General features: G+C 71.7%; 20 protein-coding genes and 1 pseudogene. 7 read left to right on the top strand and 14 right to left on the bottom strand.

From position 1 onward, the window contains the following. Positions 1–143: 143 nt before the first annotated feature. A complete protein-coding gene (locus AAH979_RS35845; RefSeq protein ID WP_346262570.1) occupies positions 144–764 on the bottom strand; it encodes an ABATE domain-containing protein in 621 nt (206 codons plus the stop codon). A 93-nt stretch (positions 765–857) separates the two neighbouring features. Here AAH979_RS35845 and AAH979_RS35840 point away from each other — a divergent pair, with 93 nt between their 5' ends. After that, positions 858–2,096 carry an MFS transporter gene (locus AAH979_RS35840; protein ID WP_346262569.1) on the top strand — a complete coding sequence of 413 codons (1,239 nt, stop codon included), beginning with the start codon at positions 858–860 and terminating at the stop codon, positions 2,094–2,096. On the opposite strand, the gene AAH979_RS35835 is transcribed toward AAH979_RS35840, so the two are convergent. Beyond that, the gene (locus AAH979_RS35835) at positions 2,074–2,895 is read right to left on the bottom strand and encodes an SDR family NAD(P)-dependent oxidoreductase (RefSeq protein WP_346262568.1); all 822 of its coding nucleotides are present in this window, start codon (positions 2,893–2,895) and stop codon (positions 2,074–2,076) included. The genes AAH979_RS35840 and AAH979_RS35835 overlap by 23 nt on opposite strands. Before the next feature lie 119 nt (positions 2,896–3,014). Between AAH979_RS35835 and AAH979_RS35830 the strand changes: the two genes are divergently transcribed. Then, positions 3,015–3,644 carry a TetR/AcrR family transcriptional regulator gene (locus tag AAH979_RS35830; protein ID WP_346262567.1) on the top strand — a complete coding sequence of 210 codons (630 nt, stop codon included), beginning with the start codon at positions 3,015–3,017 and terminating at the stop codon, positions 3,642–3,644. 16 nt (positions 3,645–3,660) lie between these two features. Here the strand turns inward: AAH979_RS35830 and AAH979_RS35825 are convergent. The 4 genes and pseudogenes from AAH979_RS35825 to AAH979_RS35810 form a co-directional block, all read right to left on the bottom strand. Beyond that, positions 3,661–3,774, bottom strand: a pseudogene (locus tag AAH979_RS35825) (helix-turn-helix domain-containing protein); the annotation flags it as partial. Positions 3,775–3,912: 138 nt separating this feature from the next. Then, positions 3,913–4,800 carry a hypothetical protein gene (locus tag AAH979_RS35820; RefSeq protein ID WP_346262566.1) on the bottom strand — a complete coding sequence of 296 codons (888 nt, stop codon included), beginning with the start codon at positions 4,798–4,800 and terminating at the stop codon, positions 3,913–3,915. Positions 4,801–5,457: 657 nt separating this feature from the next. Continuing rightward, the gene (locus tag AAH979_RS35815; RefSeq protein WP_346262565.1) at positions 5,458–6,054 is read right to left on the bottom strand and encodes a VanZ family protein; all 597 of its coding nucleotides are present in this window, start codon (positions 6,052–6,054) and stop codon (positions 5,458–5,460) included. Positions 6,055–6,125: 71 nt separating this feature from the next. Then, complete coding sequence (locus AAH979_RS35810; protein WP_346262564.1) at positions 6,126–7,409, bottom strand: serine hydrolase domain-containing protein; 1,284 nt, start codon at positions 7,407–7,409, stop codon at positions 6,126–6,128. A 117-nt stretch (positions 7,410–7,526) separates the two neighbouring features. Here AAH979_RS35810 and AAH979_RS35805 point away from each other — a divergent pair, with 117 nt between their 5' ends. Continuing rightward, the gene (locus tag AAH979_RS35805; protein WP_346262563.1) at positions 7,527–8,183 is read left to right on the top strand and encodes a response regulator transcription factor; all 657 of its coding nucleotides are present in this window, start codon (positions 7,527–7,529) and stop codon (positions 8,181–8,183) included. Further along, a complete protein-coding gene (locus AAH979_RS35800; protein ID WP_346262562.1) occupies positions 8,180–9,256 on the top strand; it encodes a HAMP domain-containing sensor histidine kinase in 1,077 nt (358 codons plus the stop codon). Before AAH979_RS35805 ends, AAH979_RS35800 begins: the two co-directional genes overlap by 4 nt. A gap of 35 nt (positions 9,257–9,291) precedes the next feature. Here AAH979_RS35800 and AAH979_RS35795 read toward each other — a convergent pair whose 3' ends face one another. The 5 genes from AAH979_RS35795 to AAH979_RS35775 all read right to left on the bottom strand — a co-directional run bounded on the left by AAH979_RS35795 (position 9,292) and on the right by AAH979_RS35775 (position 13,417). Next, positions 9,292–10,278 carry an ATP-binding protein gene (locus AAH979_RS35795; protein ID WP_346262561.1) on the bottom strand — a complete coding sequence of 329 codons (987 nt, stop codon included), beginning with the start codon at positions 10,276–10,278 and terminating at the stop codon, positions 9,292–9,294. A 173-nt stretch (positions 10,279–10,451) separates the two neighbouring features. Beyond that, a complete protein-coding gene (locus AAH979_RS35790) occupies positions 10,452–11,501 on the bottom strand; it encodes an LLM class flavin-dependent oxidoreductase (RefSeq protein WP_346262560.1) in 1,050 nt (349 codons plus the stop codon). Beyond that, positions 11,491–11,883 carry an SCO5389 family protein gene (locus tag AAH979_RS35785; protein ID WP_346262559.1) on the bottom strand — a complete coding sequence of 131 codons (393 nt, stop codon included), beginning with the start codon at positions 11,881–11,883 and terminating at the stop codon, positions 11,491–11,493. The genes AAH979_RS35790 and AAH979_RS35785 overlap by 11 nt, the downstream gene beginning before the upstream one ends. A gap of 200 nt (positions 11,884–12,083) precedes the next feature. After that, complete coding sequence (locus AAH979_RS35780; protein ID WP_346262558.1) at positions 12,084–12,731, bottom strand: choice-of-anchor M domain-containing protein; 648 nt, start codon at positions 12,729–12,731, stop codon at positions 12,084–12,086. A 32-nt stretch (positions 12,732–12,763) separates the two neighbouring features. After that, entirely contained in the window at positions 12,764–13,417 is a 654-nt protein-coding gene (locus AAH979_RS35775; RefSeq protein WP_346262557.1) for a choice-of-anchor M domain-containing protein, read from the bottom strand. Between the two features lie 206 nt (positions 13,418–13,623). Here AAH979_RS35775 and AAH979_RS35770 point away from each other — a divergent pair, with 206 nt between their 5' ends. The 3 genes from AAH979_RS35770 to AAH979_RS35760 all read left to right on the top strand — a co-directional run bounded on the left by AAH979_RS35770 (position 13,624) and on the right by AAH979_RS35760 (position 16,194). After that, positions 13,624–15,093, top strand: coding sequence for a choice-of-anchor M domain-containing protein (locus AAH979_RS35770; RefSeq protein WP_346262556.1), 1,470 nt, complete (start codon positions 13,624–13,626; stop codon positions 15,091–15,093). A gap of 133 nt (positions 15,094–15,226) precedes the next feature. Continuing rightward, positions 15,227–15,955, top strand: a complete 729-nt coding sequence (locus tag AAH979_RS35765) for a class I SAM-dependent methyltransferase (RefSeq protein ID WP_346262555.1) — start codon at positions 15,227–15,229, stop codon at positions 15,953–15,955. A 62-nt stretch (positions 15,956–16,017) separates the two neighbouring features. Then, positions 16,018–16,194, top strand: a complete 177-nt coding sequence (locus AAH979_RS35760; protein ID WP_346262554.1) for a hypothetical protein — start codon at positions 16,018–16,020, stop codon at positions 16,192–16,194. Positions 16,195–16,444: 250 nt separating this feature from the next. Here AAH979_RS35760 and AAH979_RS35755 read toward each other — a convergent pair whose 3' ends face one another. From AAH979_RS35755 to AAH979_RS35745, 3 genes are read right to left on the bottom strand one after another with little or no spacing between them, the layout of a single operon-like run. Beyond that, a complete protein-coding gene (locus AAH979_RS35755) occupies positions 16,445–17,383 on the bottom strand; it encodes an anchored repeat-type ABC transporter permease subunit (protein WP_346262553.1) in 939 nt (312 codons plus the stop codon). Continuing rightward, positions 17,383–18,126 (bottom strand): anchored repeat-type ABC transporter ATP-binding subunit, encoded by a 744-nt coding sequence (locus AAH979_RS35750; protein ID WP_346262552.1) that lies wholly within the window; start codon positions 18,124–18,126, stop codon positions 17,383–17,385. Before AAH979_RS35750 ends, AAH979_RS35755 begins: the two co-directional genes overlap by 1 nt. Then, positions 18,123–19,034 (bottom strand): choice-of-anchor M domain-containing protein, encoded by a 912-nt coding sequence (locus AAH979_RS35745; RefSeq protein ID WP_346262588.1) that lies wholly within the window; start codon positions 19,032–19,034, stop codon positions 18,123–18,125. The genes AAH979_RS35750 and AAH979_RS35745 overlap by 4 nt, the downstream gene beginning before the upstream one ends. Positions 19,035–19,124 lie beyond the last annotated feature (90 nt).

Below are 19,124 nucleotides of genomic sequence, written 5' to 3'. Positions count from 1 at the left end.
CGGAGCTGGGATCTTCGTCCGCCGTGACCTGGTGCCAGCCGGCCGCCGAGCAGCCGGGAGAGGTTGGTCAGGCTGCTGACCGGTGCGCCGGGTCGCCGAGGATGTGGGCGGCCAGGTCTCGCCGGTGATCGGGGCTCGCCCGCTCACCGGGTCGCACGCGTGCGTCGCGCGGCGACGTAGCGGCGGATCTTCTCGGCGGTCCCGCAGTCGTCCATGCTGCACCAGCGACGGCTGCGGTTCTTGCTCTCGTCGTTGAAGATGAACCGACAGCCGCCGCATCTCTTGATCCGGTCCAGCGCGCCGGTGGTGAGAAGCTGGACCGCCGCGTGCACCACCGGCCGTAGCGGCCGGACAAGGGTGTGGTCGTCCCGCCAGGCCCACCCGAACGTGCTCCCGGGTTCGAGGTGTGCGTGACCGAGCGCGTCCGCCTCGTCGTCCCGCAGCCGGGCCAGCACAGCCGCGCTCGGATCCTGGCCGGCGGTCAGCGGCCGGAACACCTCGTCGAGGTAGTCGCGGGTGCGCAGCGCTCGGGCGAAGGCGGCGTGCGCACCGCGTGGGTCCGCGCGGGACAGCCGGCGCAACGCGGCCGCCTCGGTCTCGGTGAGGGCGCCCGCGTACCCGCCCCAGGCGACCAACTCCGGGTAGCCCGTGAGCACGTCGTCGTCCGGAGGCCCGCCGGGTGGACCGGTGCGGGTGTTGATGAAGTCCAGGGCGAGGTTGCCGCCCACCAGGCGCATCCGCGTGACGTCCCCGACTGTTTCCATCGAAACCAATTTTACCAGTTGCATCGCATCGAGCACGTCCGATAACGTGTTGCCGTCATAGCTGGTTTAGGGAGTAACACGGGGGAGGGCCGGATGGGGCACAAGCGGGCAGTGGCAGCGCTGGTCGGCCTGTCCGGCGGAACGTTCCTCTACACCACTGCCGAGGCGCTGCCGATCGGGCTGCTGCTCCCGATGGCGGCCGACCTGGCCGTCTCACCGTCCCAAGTGGGCATGCTCGTCACCGCGTACGGCGCGGTGGTCCTCGTCGCCTCGGTCCCGCTGACGGCGCTGGTCCGCAGAGTCCCTCGCCGGCGGCTGCTCTCGGCACTGCTGGCCGGCTTCGTGGTCAGCACCGCGATCACGGTCTTCGCAAGCACGTTCGCGCTGGTGCTGGCGGCCAGGATGGCGACCGCAGCCACCCACGCGCTGTTCTGGGCGGTGGTGGTGCCGGCCGCGGCCGAACTGTTCCGACCCGGGCTACGCGGGCGGGTGGTCGCGATCGTCTTCGCCGGCGGCAATGTCGCTCTGGTCCTCGGCGTGCCCGCGGGCACCTGGCTGGGCGAGCGCGCCGGCTGGCGGGTGCCGTACCTGGCGGTGGCCGGGCTCGGCGCGATCGTGTTCGCCGCGGTGGCCTCGCTACTGCCCTCGGCGCGGCCCGACCAGGGACATGCCGCCCGGGGCGCGACACCCGACGTCCGCCGCTTCTGGCTGCTGGTCGCCGTGGCCGTCCTGGCGACCGCCGGTGCCATCGCCGCCTACACCTATGTCGCCCTCTTCGTCACCGAGGTCAGCCGGTTCCCCGCCGCGTCGGTCGGGGCCATCCTGCTGGCGCGCGGCGTCGCCAGTGTGCTCGGGATCCTCGCCGTCGGAGCGGTGGTGGACCGCAGCCCGTGGCTCACCCTGGTCGCGACCGTCGCGCTGCAGGCGGCGGCACTACTCGGGCTGTACCCGCTCGGCCACCGGCCGGCACCGGCCGTCGTCCTGCTCGCTCTGGCCGGACTGGCGTTCGCCGCGTTCACCGCGGCGCTCGGTGGTCTGGTGCTGCAGGTGGCGCCCGGGCGCTCCGACCTCGCCGCCGCAACGGTCTCCGCCGCTGTCAACGTCGGCATCACCGCTGGGGCCCTGGTCGGCAGCCTCGCGCTGCCGAGCCAGGGCGTACGCAGCACTGTGCTGATCGGCGCCCTACTCAGCATCGTCGCTCTGCTACTGGCTCTCGGCGAACGGCTCATCCCGCCCGCCGCCAGTGCGCAGGAAGGCGAGCGTGGAGCCCACGACTCAGCTCGTTCTCGGCGTGGGACCGGTGCCGGGCTCAGCCCGGAGCCTGCCGGCTGAGATGCTCCCAGGCCCGGTACTCCGCCGTGCGGGCCTGATCCATCTGCTGGACCATGTCGTAGGAGGCGCCGCCGACGATCAGCCGCAGCGGCGGCTCCGCCAGGCCGACCAACTCCATGATCACCGGCGCTGCGGTGCTCGGGTCCGGACCGGCGTCCTCGCCCCACATCTCGGCCAGCATGGCGCGCAGCGGCTCGTACTCCGGACGCGGCTCCGTCCTCGTGGTGCCCCGGGTGAACAGGTCCGTGCCGTACCCGCCGGGCTGCACGATCGTCACCTTGATCCCGAACGGCGCCACCTCCATCGCCAGCGCCTGGCTCACCGAGTCGAGCGCGGCCTTGCTCGCCGCGTAGAACCCGACGGACGCGAACCCGCCGCCGGATCCCATCGAGGTGACCTGCAGGATGTGGCCGGACCGTTGCGCCCGCAGGTACGGCACGACGGCCTGGGCCACCCAGACCGCGCCGAAGAAGTTGACGTCGAACTGGGCGCGGATCTGCTCCTCGGTGGCCTCCTCCACCATGCCGAGCAGCATCCCGCCGGCGTTGTTGACCACGATGTCGAGTCGACCGAACGCCGCTGCCGCCCGGTCCACCACCTCCCGCACGGCCGCGCGGTCGCAGACATCCAGAGTCAGCCGTACGAGGCCGTCCGGATGAGCGGCGGCCAGGTCGTCGAGCGGGCCGAGGTCACGCGCGGCGGCGACGACCCGGTCTCCGGTAGCGAGCGCCGCCTCGGCAAAGGCCCTGCCCAAGCCCCTCGACGCGCCGGTGATGAACCATACTCGGGCAGTTGTCATGCGATCTCCTCGCTTAGGTGAGACGAGACGGTCCGCCTCGCGATTGGAGAGTCTGCAGGTACGTCGCCCGCCTTGTCAAGACGCAACGTCTCGTCTCGTACGGTGCTACACTCCGGGACGTGCCCAACCCCAGAAAGCCCAACCCCGCCCGGCGCAGCGAACGATCCCGGCGGGCCGTCCTCGACGCCGCGCGCGATCTGGTCTCCGAGCTCGGCTACGCCAAGGTGACGATCGAGGCCATTGCCGCCCGCGCGGGAGTCGGCAAGCAGACCATCTACCGCTGGTGGCCGTCCAAGGGCGCGGTGATCTTCGACTCGTTCCTGGCGCTCAGCGAGGGCGGGGAGGGCGTACGACTGCCCGACACCGGCGACCTCGAGGCCGACCTCAAGACCGTCATGCGGGCAACCGTCGCCGAGTTCGCCGACCCGGCGTTCGAAGCACCCGTCAGGGCGCTCAACATGGAGATCCTCGGCGATTCCACCCTCGCCGCCCTGTATCACGAGAAGGTGGCCGGCCCCGTCGACGAAGCCAAGAAGGAACGGCTCCGCAACGCCCAGCAGGCGGGCCAGCTTGCCGCGGACGCCGACCTCGACCTGCTGCTCGAGGTGCTGTACGCCCCCCTCTACCAGCGCTGGCTGCTCCGCTCCGGGCCACTCACCCAGGAGTACGCGGACGCGCTCGTGGAGATCACCCTCCGCGCGTTCGGCCACCGACCCGCTGAGCCGGGGTCACCACAGGGACCGCTATAGCAGGACCTGGATCGGCTCGGGTGATCGTCGAGGTGGGGCGGTCGAGACGCCTGGCGATCTCCGCGTAGGCGAGCCCGTCGGCCAGCCCCAGCGCGATCTGCTGGCGTTCTTGCTGGGTGAGCCGGCCTCCCGACCTGCCGGGTCATGGACTCCGTGGACCTCCGTCACGGCGACGACGGCCCACGGCAACCACAGGTCCACGACCCGGGCAGGGGACGAGTCCGTCCGAGTACAGCTACCCCCGGACGGACTCGTCGAAGTCTTCCCGCTACTGACCGTATGCCTTCGCGGTCCAGCCGAGCGAGCCGAGGGAGCCGCCCTTGATGTCAGTGCCGACCCCGTCCGTCTCCTTGGCGTCGAAGTGCACGGAGGCCGAGCCGGCGGCGGTGATCCCGAGCAGCGGTCGGCCGTTGGGGTGCGCGTCGCAGTAGCCCGTGCTGAGGCTGGTGAAGGGTGCCCAGCCGCTCGCCCGCAAGACCTTCGAGGTGATCGTGGTCGGAGTGGCTCGGTTGATTCGCCACTCCTTGAGCTCCCCGTTGGCCTTGGTACCGATCAGCACGTCCACGGCGGCGCTGCCCGTTCCGCCGCTGCGCTCGTAGGTCAGTGTGTTGACCGCGTCCCAGCCGGAGCTGGCCAGCCTCACCGGCGACGAAAGCGTGAACACGCCGTCCACGTAGGTCTCGGTGTAGCGGTAGAGCGAAGTGCCCGCCACGCGGTAGAGGTACGGCGACGCCGATGCGAGGATGCGGGTACCGGCGAAGCCGCTCTTGAGGCGGCTGGCGCTCATCGCCGTGATTCTCCAGGTGCCGTCGACCAACTCCCCCGTACGGCTCACCTTGTAGAGCCAGCCGTCGGTCGGATGGGCGGCGTACTCGGTGCTGCGGAAGATGGTGTCGTCACCGGAGCCGCCGATCTGCTGATGGGCCGACGGCACCCAGCCAAGATTGTCGTTGGTGTAGGCCTTGGTGCTGGTCGTCCTGTCGGAGTACACGTAGCTGAGACGCTGGCCATCGGAGCGGTACGCCGCCGTGGAGACGCTGCAGTCCGCGGGAACGTCGCTGAGCGCCGCGCTCGCCGGCCCGGCGGGCACGACGACCCCGGCCACGACGAGACCGGTCGCGACGACCGTCGCGGCGGCCACGATGGATTTACGCATGAGGGAGGATCCTCCAGGTAGGGCGAGTTCGGGATGGCCAGATTCGAGACGCCGGGCGTCTCGTCCGCCGAGAGCCGTAGATCATGACGGGATCTCTCGTGAGACTAGGCGATCTTCCATTTGCTGGGCCCAGGGGCCGCCGACCAGGTCGGATCGGATGGGCGGGCAGATGGCGTGATGCCGGTGGGTGATGCGTGTGGATGACGCCGGCCTGGTCGGCCGGCTCGGTGTTGCCGGCACGGAATGCCCCGGACCGGAAACGGCGGGTACTGGGTGTTCCTGGCATCCAGCACGCGGCGTACGACCAGTCGTCCGGTGAGCTGGCAGCGGGTCCCGGCGGTCGCCGGGTACTCCACTCCGGCGACCTGGACGTCGGAGATCCGCTGGCCGGCGTGGGTAAACGGTCCCGCCTGGGCTTCGCCGTCGTCGGGTGTGCAGGGCATGGGGTGCTTTCCGATGGAGCAGTACGGACGGTAGAACGGTACGGCGGGGCCCGTACAATCGTCGTACAACTGCGGTATAAACCCACCACACCCGCCCCCCGTCATCCGGGGTACCGCACGACAGCCGCAGGACGGCCTTGGGCGCCCGCACCTCGTTGCCACATCCTTCGCTGAAATGCAGTGCTGGGCCGCTGACCGGCGTACCGTGGGCGGCTCAGCGTCCCGGTGCCGTGGCCGGTCGTGGTCGATCTGACGCCCTGGCCGTGGCGCGCCACCAGCGACCCGACGCGAGCGCGGCCAGCCCGGCGCCGGCGGTGTTGAGCAGTACGTCGTCCACCGAGGACACCCGGTCCAGCCGTAGGAGGTACTGCGCGGCTTCGACCAGGACCGAGCAGCCCGCCGCGAGCGCCACGATCCGCGGTACCGACGCCAGCGCCGCGAACCGCAGCGGGGCGAGGAACCCCAGCGCCGCGAACACCAGCAGGTTGCCGACGATCTGGCCCGTCGCCGTCAGCGGCCCCCCGTCGGCGAGGATCGTGAGCAGATCCCGCAGCGGTACCAGGCTCACCCGACCGGGGGCGGCCCCGGCCCGGCCGCCTGGCAACATGATCATCCATACCCACGGCACCGTCCCGTAGACTATGCCGACCTCGGCCAGCGACACCCGCCACGCCCACGCCGGCGTGGTGCCGGAGACACTCCGGCGGCGTGCCAGCGCCCACACCGCCAGCGCGGCCAACGGCAGTACGGCCACCGTGATGAGTACCACGCCGGTGAAGGTACCGACCCAGCCGTGCCACCCCTTGATCACGCTACCTCCGCTTTCGTCCGACCATGACACCTACCCGGGCCGCCCCTGCCCGGCGGCCGGCCGTGGCCGCGTCAATCCTGGCCGAGAATGGCCTGCATCTCCTGTTTGATGATGTCCTGCACCGGCAGGTTGTCGTAGTTGCTGAGGATGACGCTGACCCAGCCGGCATCCGGGTAGATGTGCCAGTTGGCGACGCTGCCGGGATTGGCGCCGCCGCGCCCGTACACCCACTGGCCCTTGATGAGCTTGGCCGGCATCGTGTACGCCATGAACGACGGGTGGGCGGGTGCGGGGCCGCCGTCCTTGCCCTTCCCCTGAGGGATCTTGGCCCCGGTCAACAGCTCGGCGTACGGCCGGTCCAGCACCGTGCCGTTGCGCAGCGCGTGTGCGAACCGGACCAGATCCGGCGCGGTGGCGAAGCCACCGTCCCCGGCGTAGTCGATGAAGTTGCGGCCCGGGTTCTTGCCCGGCTCGTACGGGCTCGGGCTGCCCTTGTCCAGGTTGCGGACGGCGTCCACCCGGCTGCCGTCCGCCAGCGTCATGTACGAGTGCGCGATGTGCTCGTCGGTGAGCCACTGCGGCCTGGTGTAGAACGCCGAGCCCGTCATGCCGGAGCGCCCGAAGATCTGCCCGTGCACGTAGTCCCAGTACGTCATGCCGGTCACCGCCTCCACAATCTGCGCGGCGATGGCGAATGCGGCGCCACTGTTGTCGAAGCCCGTGCCGGGGGCGGACGCCAGCCTCGCCTGCCGGGACCACTGCTGGTAGAACTCGTGCACCTCCTCCCGGCTGTGGAAGACGCGCTGCGGGTCCGTCCCCGGGTGGGTCAGCCCGGCGGTGCTGGTGAGCAGGTGGTGGATGGTCACCTGCTCGGCGATCTCCTTGGCGAAGCCCGTCAGGTAGTTGCCCACCGTGTCCGACAGCCTCACCTCGCCCCGCTGCGCCAACTGCAGGATGGCCACCGCAGAGAACGGCTTGACCGCCGAGCCGAGGTTGACCGCGACGCCCTCGTGGTTGCGGATCCCCTTCTCCTTGTCTGCCATGCCGTAGCTGCGGGACAGCACGGTCCGGCCCCGGTGCGACAGCAGCACCACGCCGGAGAACTTGTCCTCGGCGGCCAGCTTCGCCACGTACCGGTCGTAGGCTCCGCCGGGCCGGGTGTCCGGCGGGATCCGGTCGTGCCCGGACGGTTCGGGCGCGACGAGTGCGTCGGGGTGGGTGGGGGCCGGGGCAGCGTTGCCGGGCTCGGCGCCCACCAGCGGTGCGCCGGACGCCACGCTGGCGGCCGCCAACCCGCCCCATGCAACCAGCCGTCGCCGGTCGACACCACGTACCGAATCCGAATCCGAATCCATGAGCACGTCCTTCCCCGCTCGACAAACGGACTGTCGCAGGTCTACCGGCGACCATCTACCGGCAACGGATCGCCGACCGATACGCCGCCCATATGCGGTGCTGGGGATACTGGCCGGATGCGGGTGCTGCTGGTCGAGGACGAACAGCCGCTGGCCACGTACATCGCGGCCGGGCTGCGCAAGCACGGCTGCGCCGTCGACGTGGCACACGACGGTCAGCAGGCGCTGGACAAATGCGACATCGTCCCGTACGACGTGGTGGTGCTGGACCGGGACCTTCCGGTGGTGCACGGCGACACCGTGTGCCGGCTGTTGGCGCAGCGCGGCACCGCCCGGGTGCTGATGCTCACCGCGTCCGGTGCGGTGTCCGACCGGGTGGACGGGCTGGCCCTGGGCGCCGACGACTACCTGGGCAAGCCGTTCGCGTTCTCCGAGCTGGTCGCCCGGGTGCGTGCGCTGCGCCGACGCAGCACGCCGGCCCGCCCTCCGGTGCTACGCGCGCGCGATGTCGAACTCGATCCGTCGCGGCGCACCGCCGAACGGGACGGTCGGCTGCTGTCGCTGACCCCGAAGGAATTCGGGGTGCTGGAACGGCTGCTCGCCGCCGACGGTGCCGTGGTGAGCGCGGAGACACTGCTGGACAAGGTGTGGGACGAGCACGCCGACCCGTTCACCAACGCCGTACGCATCACCGTCAGCACCCTGCGCCGCAAGCTCGGCGATCCACCGCTGGTCGAGACCCTGACCGGCTCCGGGTACCGGATCGTCCCATGACCTGGCGACTGACCGCCCGCAGTCGGCTCGCGCTGCTGTACACCGGCCTGGTGCTGGCCGCCGGATCGCTCCTGACGGTGCTGACGTACCTGCTGCTGTTCCGCAGCCTGCGGCTGCATATCGACGAGGCGATGTCCAAGCTGCTGACCCAGGCCGCGCCGGCGCTGCTGGTGGTGACCGCGCTGGCCGGGCTGACCGGCTGGCTGGTAGCCGGGCGGATACTGCGGCCGATCCGCACGATCGCCGATACGGCGAACCGGCTGTCAGCGGAGAACCTGGCCGAACGGGTACCCGTCGGCCAGCCCGCCGACGAACTCGCCACGCTGGCCGCCACCATCAACGGCATGCTGGACCGCATCCAGCACGGCATCGCCGAACGCGACCGGGTGCTGAACAGCCAGCGCCTGTTCGTCGCCAACGCCGCGCACGAACTGCGTACCCCGCTCACCACCATCCGCACCGCCATCGACGTCACCCTCGACGGCGAACCCGACCGGGCCGAACTCGTCGCGATGGCCGGCGACATCGCCACCGCCCTCGAAGCCAGCCAGCGTACCCTCGACGGGCTCCTGATCCTGGCCCGCAGCCAGGCCGGCCCGCCCCGCCGGACGCCCGTGGACCTGGCCGAGGTCGCCGCCGCGGCGGTCGCCGGCGCCGCCGACCGGGCGGCGAACGGGGCCGTCACCCTGGAGGCCGACCTGCGGTCGGCGCCAGCCAGCGGTGAGCCGGTGCTGCTGGAACGGATGGCCGGCAACCTGCTGGAGAACGCGCTGCGCTACAACCACGCCGGCGGACACGTCACGGTGACCTCCGGCACCGCGAACGGGCGGGGGTTCCTACGGGTCGTCAACACCGGCCGGCCGGTCACGCCGGACGAGGAGCGGCGGCTGTTCGAGCCGTTTGTCCGGGGCGCCGGCAACGGCACCCGCGGGGCCGGGCTCGGCCTGTCCATCGTCCGGGCGATCGTCGACGCGCACGGCGGAGAGATCTCCAGCACCGCCCGGCCGACCGGCGGCCTGGACATCGCCGTACACCTGCCGCAGGCCCCTGTGTCAGGTGATGGTCGGCGGTAGTCGAGCCTCGCCCCGGCCGCCCGTCCCGGCGGGCGTCAGGCCTGCTGGAGCAGCCCGGAGCGCAGTGCCTCGGGGCCGAGCACGAAGTCCGGGTCGACCTGTGCCGCAAGGTCCTCGCCGGTCCGGTCGTTGGCCCAGGCGTTGGCGTTGCGGAGGTGGAAGTGCACCGCCTGCCGGGTGTACGTCACCCAGTCCTGTTCCGCCGCGTCCACGGCACCGCGCATCGTCTCCAGCGCCGCCCGGTTCGCCGGCTCGAGTTCGTCGATCGGGCGCGGCCTGCCCCGTTCCGCCTCCTTGACGTACCCGGAGCGGCCGAGCCAGGTGAGCAGGTCGTCGCCGACGTGCTCACGCAGGAACTCGACGTCGGAGTCGTCCTCGACCTTGTTGCCGACCACGTGCACCCGGACCCCGAAGTCGGCGGCGTAGCCGACGTACTGCCGGTAGACGCCGACGCTGCGCTGGGTCGGCTCGCAGACCAGGAACGTCGCGTCGAAGCGGGTGAACAGGCCGGAGGCGAACGAGTCGGCGCCAGCGGTCATGTCCACGACGACGTACTCGCCGGGGCCGTCGGCCAGGTGGTTGAGGATCAGCTCCACCGCGCCGACCTTGGAGTGGTAGCAGGCCACCCCGAGGTCCTCGGTGGCGAACGGGCCCGTCACCGCGAGCCGGATGCCGCCGATCTCGCGTACCAGGTTGTCGTAGATCGGGTTGGCCTCCACGACGCGCAGCAGCCGGGAGCCGCGACCGGGCGGCGTGGTCTTCACCATCGCCGCGGCCGAGGAGATCCGGGGGTTCGTCCCGCGCAGGTACTCCTTGATCTCGGTCAGGTGGTCGCCCAGCGCGGGTAACTGGACCGCCTCGTCCTCGCCGGCGCCGAGCGCCACCGCCAGGTGCTGGTTGATGTCCGCGTCGACGGCGAGCAGCGGGGTGCCGGCCGGCGCCTGCGCCGCGAGGTGGCGGGCGAACAGGGCGGCGAGCGTGGTCTTTCCGCTGCCACCCTTACCGACAAAAGCGATCTTCACGGCCGGTCCTCCGGGAATGGGTACGTTTCCTACGGTTCCGGCCACACCTTAGCGGACTTGGTAGTCGTTTCCACAAAGCTGCCGGGACGTGGGACGGTGTCCCCCGGAAGCGGTACGCCCATCGGGGTGCCCGGAGAGCCGGCAGCGCGCCCGGCTCCGGCCGACCCGGACACTCACCCCCGCACGGCAAGGTGCGGCAGGACCTCGGTGCCGAGTCGACGGATGTTCGCCAGCGTGCGGTCGGGTTCGCCTGCGGCCTCGACCATGAGCATGAGCCGCCGGGCGCCGGTGGTGGCGACGGTGCCGGTCAACCGGGACACGCACCGGTCGGCCGGGCCGACCGGATGGATGGCGAGCAGGTGGTCGAGGTAGGCGTCCAGGTCACGGTGCGCGGGCGGGCTGCCGTCGACACGGACGTACTCGCGAGTGCGGGCGAGCCAGCCGGGCAGGGTGTCCCGCAGTTCCTTCTCGGCCTCGGCGACGGTGTCGGCGACGTACGCCAGGTGGGCACTGACGTGCTCCGGCGCTGTCGCGTCCCGTCCGGCGGCCGTGGCCGTCTCCGCGTACCGGTCGAGGGTGGCGGCTTTGGCGGTGTCGTCGACGTGCATGCCGAGCAGCAGTGGGAGCCCGCGGTTGGCGGCGAGGTCGACGGTCGGCGGTGAGGTGGCGGCCAACCACACCGGCGCCGGCCGGGCCGGTCGGGGCACCATCGGCACCGGCCGGAACCGGTGCGCCGGGCCGTTCCCGGCGATGGCCGGCCGGCCGGAGAGCGCGGCCAGGAGCACGTCGAGGGATTCCGGGAAACCGGTGGTGTAGCGCTCCAGCCCGGCGCCGAAGACCTCCAGGTCGACCCAGGGGCCGCCGCGGGCCACGCCCAGGTCGAACCGGCCACCGGAGACGGCGTCGAGCAGCGCCGCCTCTTCGGCGAGGGCGACCGGGTGGCGGTTGGGCAGGATCGCCGCCGCCGTGCCGACCCGCAGCCGGCGGGTCCGGCCGAGCAGGAAGCCGGCGAGCGCGACCGCCGACGGGCAGACGCCGTACGAGATGAAGTGGTGCTCGGCCAGCCACACCCCGTCGAACCCGGCGGCCTCGGCGGCGACGGCGTAGTCCACGGCGTGCCCGAGGGTGGTCGCGTGGTCGGCGCCGGGGAACTGGCCGGCGAGCAGGAAGAGGTCGACGCGCGGCCGGTCCGGCCGCGCGTCGCCGGGCGGATCAGCAGTCACGCAGCTCGGGTGACTGGTTGAGCAGTTGTCCCCGGGTGGAGACGAAGGCGCGGTACCGCTCGCCGTCCACCGCGGACAGGTCGAACGCGGCTACCCGGTGGCAGTTCTGGAACGCCAGCTTGACCCCGAAGTGGCGCTCCAGCGCTCCTCGGATCGCGTCGCTGGCCAGGGCACGCAGCAGCTGGCCCCGTTCGGCCTCGCTCGGCGGCGGTACGGCGTGGTCGGCGAAGTCGCCGCCGTCCCGCCTGAGGTCGCCGGTGACCTCGCTGATGACGGCCCAGGCGTAGGGCAGTGAGTCACGTACACAGGTGACGAACTCGGCGTCGTCGACCGGGCCGGTCTCGGCCCGCTCCAGCAGGGCGGTGGGTACGTCGAGGGACACGGAGACTCCTTTGTGGTCGGAACCGGCGGCATCACTTAGGGTATTGATACCTGTACTGATCGCGAGTTCTACCTTGCCTGACCGCGGCACGTCCGTCCAGCCCCCCGTGGTGGTTGTCGTATTCAGGTGGAGCGTCGGACCGCGCCCCCGACCGGCCCGTGCCAGGCGGTCGGGGGACGCGGGTGCCCGGGGCGGCGTGCTCAGCCGACCTGGACCGGGTAGTTGACGGTGGGACTGGTGACTCCGCTGCCGCCCTGGGCGGTGGCCCGGAACGAGAGGGTGTAGGTACCCGGTGCCGAGAACGCCCAGTTACCGTGGGCGTGGGTGCCGGCGCCGATGTTGCCGGGCCAGACGGAGATCGGGCAGCCGGTGGTGGTGGTGGAATTGAGCCGGAAGGTCGGCGTGCCGAAGGCGTCGGTGGTGTAGAGGGCGAACCGCCCGCCGGCCGGCACGGACGACACACCGACCAGTTCCATCCGCACCGGCCCCTGGGCCGTCGGCACGTCCTCCGTGTTCCAACCCGCCCAGATGAGGCCGGGGTTCTCAGCCTGCGGGGCGACGTAGACGGTGGATCCGGCGGCGCCGAGGCAGTTCCAGGCGGATCCGCTCGGCACCGTGATGGCGGAGGTCGACGGCAGCCGCAGGGTCGTGCCCGCCGGAGACAGGTCGTCGTTGACAGGGCTGTACGTCTTGATGTCGAGGGTGAGGGCCCCGGCGGTGTAGTCGACGTCGAGGACGTCGAGGTGGCCGGTCTCGATGGTGGCCGCGGCCGCCGGGGTGGCGGTCAGGCCGACGACGGCGGCGGTCGCGGCCGCCACGAGGGTGAGGGTCCGCTGGACGAGTCTCATCGGTTCTCCCGTTCCGCTGATCGGTTTGCGGCTCAGCGCTCGACCTCGAAGGTGAGCCAGACCGGGTCGGAGGTGACGCGCTCGCCGGTCGCGGCGAGCCTGCCGGTCACGTCGACCTTGATCCGGTAGGTGCCGGCCCGCTCGAACGCCCAGTTGACGTGCATGTGGCCGCCGACCGGCCGGGTGACCGCGTCGGGCAGGCCGTCCTCGCTGTCGACCAGCACCTCCGGCGCCCCGACCGGGTCGGTGACGAAGAGGCTGAACCCGTCCGGGCCGATCACCCGGGTGAACCGGATCCGGACGCTGTCGTCGACGAAGACCCCCGCCGCCACTTCCTCGGTGGCCAGGCCGGCCCAGAGCAGGTTCTCGTTCTGCACCTCGGGGAGAATGTGGACGGTCGTGCCCGGTACGCCGAGGAAGGCGTACGCGGGGTCGTCCGGTACGGCCACCGCCGCCTCCGGCTTGGCGACGAAGATCACGTCGGCCGGGTCGCGCTCCACGTCGGGGTCCACGGTCTCGTCGTGGACCGAGATCTCGAACTCGCCGTCCTCGAAGGCCACGTCCACCGCGTCGACGTGCCCCTGGGACAGCCGGACGGCGCCGGCCTGGGCGGGTACGGCCCAGGCCAGCAGCCCGGCGGTCATCGCCGCGGTGACGCCGGTCAGCGCGGACATCCTGGCTCGCATGCAACTCCTCCTCACGCCCCGACACCGTGTCGCGGCTAGAGAAAACGGTAACCATTTTCGATAGCCTGTCAACATGCCGGCACGACCGGCGATCCGGCCTTCCCGGGGCATGGCCGGTCACCTGCTCGACATGATCCCGAAGCCCGTGCTAGCTTCCCCGCGAACCTGATATCCGTTTTCATTTCGTGAAAGAAGTGGGGGGAGGGATGACGACGAGAAGTCCGAACCGCAAGCGCCGTGCCACGGTGGCCGGCGCCGCCGTGGTGTGCCTCGGCGGCCTGCTGCTGCCGGGTGCCACACCGGCGCTCGCGCAGGAGAAGGTCGTGCTGTCCGCCGGCCACACCGACGCCGTTGACGTGCACTACGAGGACGGCCGGCTCGTGCTGAAGGTGCACGACGACACAGTGGATCCGTCGGTGACCCGCGATCCGCAGGACGTGACCTTCCAGGTCCGGCCGGAGGCCGCCGTCGAGGTGCCGGACCTGCCCGAGTACGCGTTCCTCGGGCCGGCCGGCTCGACGGTCTGGCTGCTGCCGATGACCCAGGACCCGAACCTGCTGTGGCCGGGCTGGAACACGACGACCCTGCGATCCGGCGTGTTCCAGGGCAACAAGGTCAGCCTGAGCCTGGTGGACGTGACCGGGCCGGGCCGGGTGTCGGTCTTCATGACCGACCCGGTCGGTCAGCCACTGGTCAAGTTCCGCAGCGACGACGGGCTGCCGGACGCGATCGACGTGCCGATCGGCACCCACGCCCACGCCAACTGGGTCTTCAGCGCCCTGGGCAGCTACACGCTGACCTTCCGGGCCGACGCCACACTGGCCGACGGCACCACCGCGTCGACCGGCCCGGTGCCGTACCGCTTCGTGGTCGGCGACCTACCGGATCCGGAACCGGAGGTCGCGCTGTCGATCCAGGGACTGCGACCGGCGTACGCCCCGGGCGCGGCGGTGACGCTGGCCGCCGTGCAGGATCCGGTCACTGACCTGGACCGGTACCGCTGGTTCAGCAAGTGCCCGGGGGCGGCGGAGTTCGCCGAGATACCGAGCGAGGCGTCCGCGGCGTACTCGTTCACCGCCACCGCGCAGTTGGACGACTGCCGGTACCTGGTCCGCCTCTACCGGGACGGTGCGGAGGTGCCGGTGGCCGAGAGCGCCCCGGTGACCCTGAACGTCGAGGACGCCGGCGCACCGGCGGCGTCGCAGACCATCAAGGTCACCGTCGGGGCGCAGGGCGCGTTGGTGGTCAGCGTTGACCCCGGCGACCGTACGGTCAACCTGCCCGCGGCCACGTTGTCCCCGGCTGGCGACCGGTGGCAGAGCAGCGGCGCCCTGCGTCCGGTCACGGTGACCGACACCCGGCCGGGTGAACCCGGCTGGAACGTGGCCGGACAGCTGAGCGACTTCACCGCCGGGCAGACCCGGGTCAGCGGGAAGTACCTCGGCTGGACACCAACCGTGCTGGCCCAGGCCGAGGGCCAGGGTGTCGCCGCCGGCCCGACCGTCACCCCCGGCTTCACCGCCGGGAACGGCCTGGCCGCGAGCAGCGTGCTCGGCACCGCACCGGCCGGCGACGGCCGTGGCACCGCCCGGCTCGGCGCCGGACTGAACCTGGAACTGCCGACCGACACCGCCGCAGGCCAGTACGTCGCGACACTGACCCTGACCGCCATCTGAGAAACCGCCGTCTCGGCAGCCGTGGTGCACAGGCCACGGCTGCCGAGACTGTGGGCGCTGCCCTGCCACCAGTCGGCCATGAGACAGGCCGGGGTGGCCCACCTACCACTGACGACAGGGAGGCGAGAAGCCGATGACGGCCGACCTCTACGCGGAGTCCGGTGAGTTCATCGACGTGTTCAGCCGGGACGCCTGGCAGGCGTTCCGCCCACCGGTCGTCGCGGCATTGCACCGGGCCGTCCCGGACCAGGGACCGTTCCTCGACATCGGCGCCGGGACCGGTCTGGGCACTCTGCTCGTGGCGGAGACGCTGCCGAGCGCCGAGATCGTCGCGGTGGAGCCGTCGCCGATCCTCCGCGCGGTCCTGCTGTCCCGGCTCGCCGGCAGCGAGTCGCTGCGCCCGAGGGTGACCGTGATCGCCGCCGGCATCCAGGACTGGCAATCCCCGGCCCGGCTGGGCGGGGTACTGGCGATGAACATGCTCGGACACCTCGACCCGGAGCAGCGCCGGAGGCTCTGGGCCGAGCTGCGTGCCCGGCTGGCACCCTCCGCGCCGCTGATCGTGAACCTGCAACCGCCCGCCGAGGTGACCACCGTCCCGCCCACCACCTTCGCGAGCATCACCGTCGGCGGGCGCACCTACCAGGGCGGCGGCGAAGCGCGGCCGGCCGGTGACGGCACCGTGACGTGGACGATGCGCTACCGGACCCTCACCCCGGACGGCAGCGTCGAGCGTGACCTCGTGGTGGCGTACCCGTGGCACGTGGTATCCCCGGCGGAGCTGCTCGACGAACTCGCCGGCGCCGGCTTCACCGCCACCGTCGGAGAGTTGGACGTCGTCGTTGCCACGCCCCGGGGCTGACCCACGCACTGGTCGCCCGCGCCCGCACGCCTACCGAAACGCCCCTGTCGAGGAGACCTGACGTGAGCGACAACCCTGGCGGAGCCGAGGCGGCCCGGCGGAAGCGGGAGATGGCCGGGGTGTTCGACCGGGCGCCCCTGCCTACGACCGGGTCGACCCGCGTACTGACCCGATCCGGCGGCGACCTCGTCCTGACCACCACCGTCCGGTACGCCTTCGGCGTGGCCGCCCGCTCCTGAGCCGGTAGGGACCGACGTCCTGCGGGGCGGCGCCTGAGGCCGGTGGACCGTTGGGCTGGACGGCTACCCGGGCTCCTGACGGGCCTGGCCGAGGAGCTGGCGGGAGCGCGGGTGCGCCGTGCTGGTGGTGACAGTGGATGGCGAACCCGCCGTCGTTCTCCGCGTCGCCGACCAGATCCCGCCGGCCGCTGCGGCTGCTGCGGCTGCTGCGCCGCGGCGCGTGGCCGATGGGGTCCGCCCGGTCGTCCGGCTACGGGACGGCCGGCGACGCCTCCTCGGCGCCCGCGAGGTCGTCGCGATGATCCGGACGGGCGCTGCCAGCGGGCTCAGCCGCTGCGGGACGGCGCCAGCGTCGGATCAGCAGGCCGTGCCTCGGGGCGAGCAGCCAGGCGGCGAGGAAGACGGCGGTGGCGACCAGCACGATCGTGCCACCGACCGGGGTGTCGTAACTCCACGACAGATAGAGCCCGACGAGCGCGGAGGTGCCGCCGATCGCCGGGGCGAGCAGCATCATCACGCCGAGCCGGTCGGTGAGCAGCCGGGCGGCCGCTGCGGGGGTGATCAGCAGGGCCAGCACGAGGATGTTGCCGATCGTCTGCAGCGAGATCACCACGGCAAGGGTCACCAGCACGTAGAGGACGATGTCCAGCCAGAAGACCGGCAGCCCCAGCGAGCGGGCCATCTCCCGGTCCAGGCAGACCGCGACGAACTCCTTGTGCAGCGCGAAGACCAGGCCGAGGATGACCAGTCCGGTGCCACCTACCAGGTAGAGGTCCCGGTTCGGGATGCCGGTGATCGAACCGAAGAGGAATTGTTGCAGCGAGCCGGCGTAGCCGGGTGCCTGCGAAATGATCACGATGCCGAGGGCGAAGGTGGCGACCAGGAAGACGCCGATCAGCGAGTCCTCCTTGAGCCGCCGGTTCTGCGCGAAGATCGCGATCAGCAGGGCGGTCGCGACGCCGGCGACGGCGCCGCCGAGGACCAGGCTGCCCTGTAGGACGAAGGCGACCGCGAGGCCGGGGAAGACCGCGTGCGCGACGGCGTCGCCGATGAAGGCCATCCCCCGGAGTACGACGTAGCAGCCGACGACGCCGCAGACGATGCTGGACATGACCGCGATGGCCAGGGCCTTGGGTAGGAAGGCGAGGTCGGGGTTGAGCAGGTCGGCGAGGAAGTCGGTGATGGACACTAGGCCGCCCTCACGAGTTTCAGCAGCGGGGAGGTCTCGCTGACCCCGAAGGTGCGCATCCACACCTCGACGTCCTGGAGTTCCTCGGGGTGGCCGTCGGCGATGACCGTGCGGTTGAGCAGGACCAGCCGGGTGCAGGACTCCAGGGCGGCGACCAGGTCGTGGGTGGTCATCAGCACCGCCCGGCCCTCGGCGGCGAGGCCGGCGAAGAGGTCGCCGAGCAGTTCCTGGGTGGGCATGTCGAGCCCGGTGAACGGCTCGTCGAGCAGCAGGATGCGCGGCGCCAGCGCGAGGGCCCGGGCGACCAGGACGCGTTGACGTTGCCCGCCGGAGAGCTCGCCGACCGGGCGCCGACGCAGGCCGGTGAGTCGTACCCGGTCCAGCGCGTCGCCGACCGCCCGCCAGTCTTCGACGCCGGGGCGGCGGAGCAGGCCCATCCGGCCAGTCCGGCCGGTCAGCACGGCCTGCTCGACCGAGATGGGGAAGTCCCAGGTGAACTCGTGGCGCTGCGGGACGTACCCGATCGGCGAGCGACCGGGCCGGGACGGCTTCCCGTCCACCAGCACCCGGCCGGCTCTGGGGCGGATCAGCGCCAGGACGGCCCGGAGCAGGGTGGTCTTGCCGGCACCGTTGGGCCCGAGCAACCCGACCAGTTCCCCGGGGTCGAGGTGCAGCCGTACGTTGCGCAGTACCGGCCGGCCGCCGAGGTCCACGTCCAGCTCTTCGATCTCCAGTGCTCTCACGACCGACCATCCGGTGGCGACGCGGGGCGTTCGCGTTCGGCCCGTCGCTTTGCGGTGGCGCCCCGGGTCAGGACCACGACCAGCGCGACCGCGAGCAGGGCGGCGATCCCGATCAGTGCGGTGAGCAGCAGGGTGCTGGGGCCGCCGGACGGCTCGCCGCTGTCGGTCCGCTCATGGCCGACGGGCGCCTGGCCGGCGGGTCCGGGGACGTCCGCCGTGGCGGCGAACGCCTCGTCGGTGCTGGTCGCGTCGCCGACCGCGAAGCGCAACGTCCGACTCGCGGAGACCTTCTCGCCGCTGATCAGGTCGGCGGAGACCTGGATCGTGACCAGGTAGACGCCGGGCGTACTGAAGACCCAGTTGGCGTGCGTGTGGGTGTTGACCTCGACCCAGAACGGCTGGGCGGCCGGCTCCGCAGAGCGCCACAGCACCTGCGGTGCGGCGAAGTTGCCGGACTGGAGGAAGGTGGTGAGCGTGCCCGGCCCGCGCACGCCCAACAGGTGCAGCGTGACGCCCCGGTCGATCGTCTGCATCACCCGGGGATCCTGGGTGTTCCAGCCTAGCCAGACCACCTCCTGGTTCTGGACCTGCGGCACCACGTACACCCGCTTCCCGGCGTCGACGCCGAGGAAGGCGTACGCCGGGTCGTCCGGCACGGCCTGCAACGCCGCGTCGGAGACCCGCAGCACGGTCTCGTCGGGGCTGCGCCACACCGACTGTGCCTGGGTGCCGTCGTGGATGAGGAGGGTCCACTGGTTGTCGACGTAGCGGGGGCCGATGTCCACGTGCCCGGTGGCGAGCGTCGCCCGGCCGCTCGCGAGGGGCTGGTCCGCCGCGATCGACTGGTCGAGGCCGGGGGTCGGCTCCTCGGCGAGCGCGGGGGCCGGGGCGGCCGCCAGGGCCACCATCGTCACCGCGGCGCAGCGCAGAATTGCCCTGGCGGCGGGAAGGCACCGTCCATTATCCGGCCTCCGCGCAGGACCGCGGCGCTCTGGACC

Source organism: Plantactinospora sp. ZYX-F-223, assembly GCF_039649625.1.
Classification (GTDB): domain Bacteria; phylum Actinomycetota; class Actinomycetes; order Mycobacteriales; family Micromonosporaceae; genus Plantactinospora.
The sequence above is the reverse complement of the archived record's forward strand: the minus strand, read 5'-3'. Positions and strand labels throughout refer to the sequence as shown.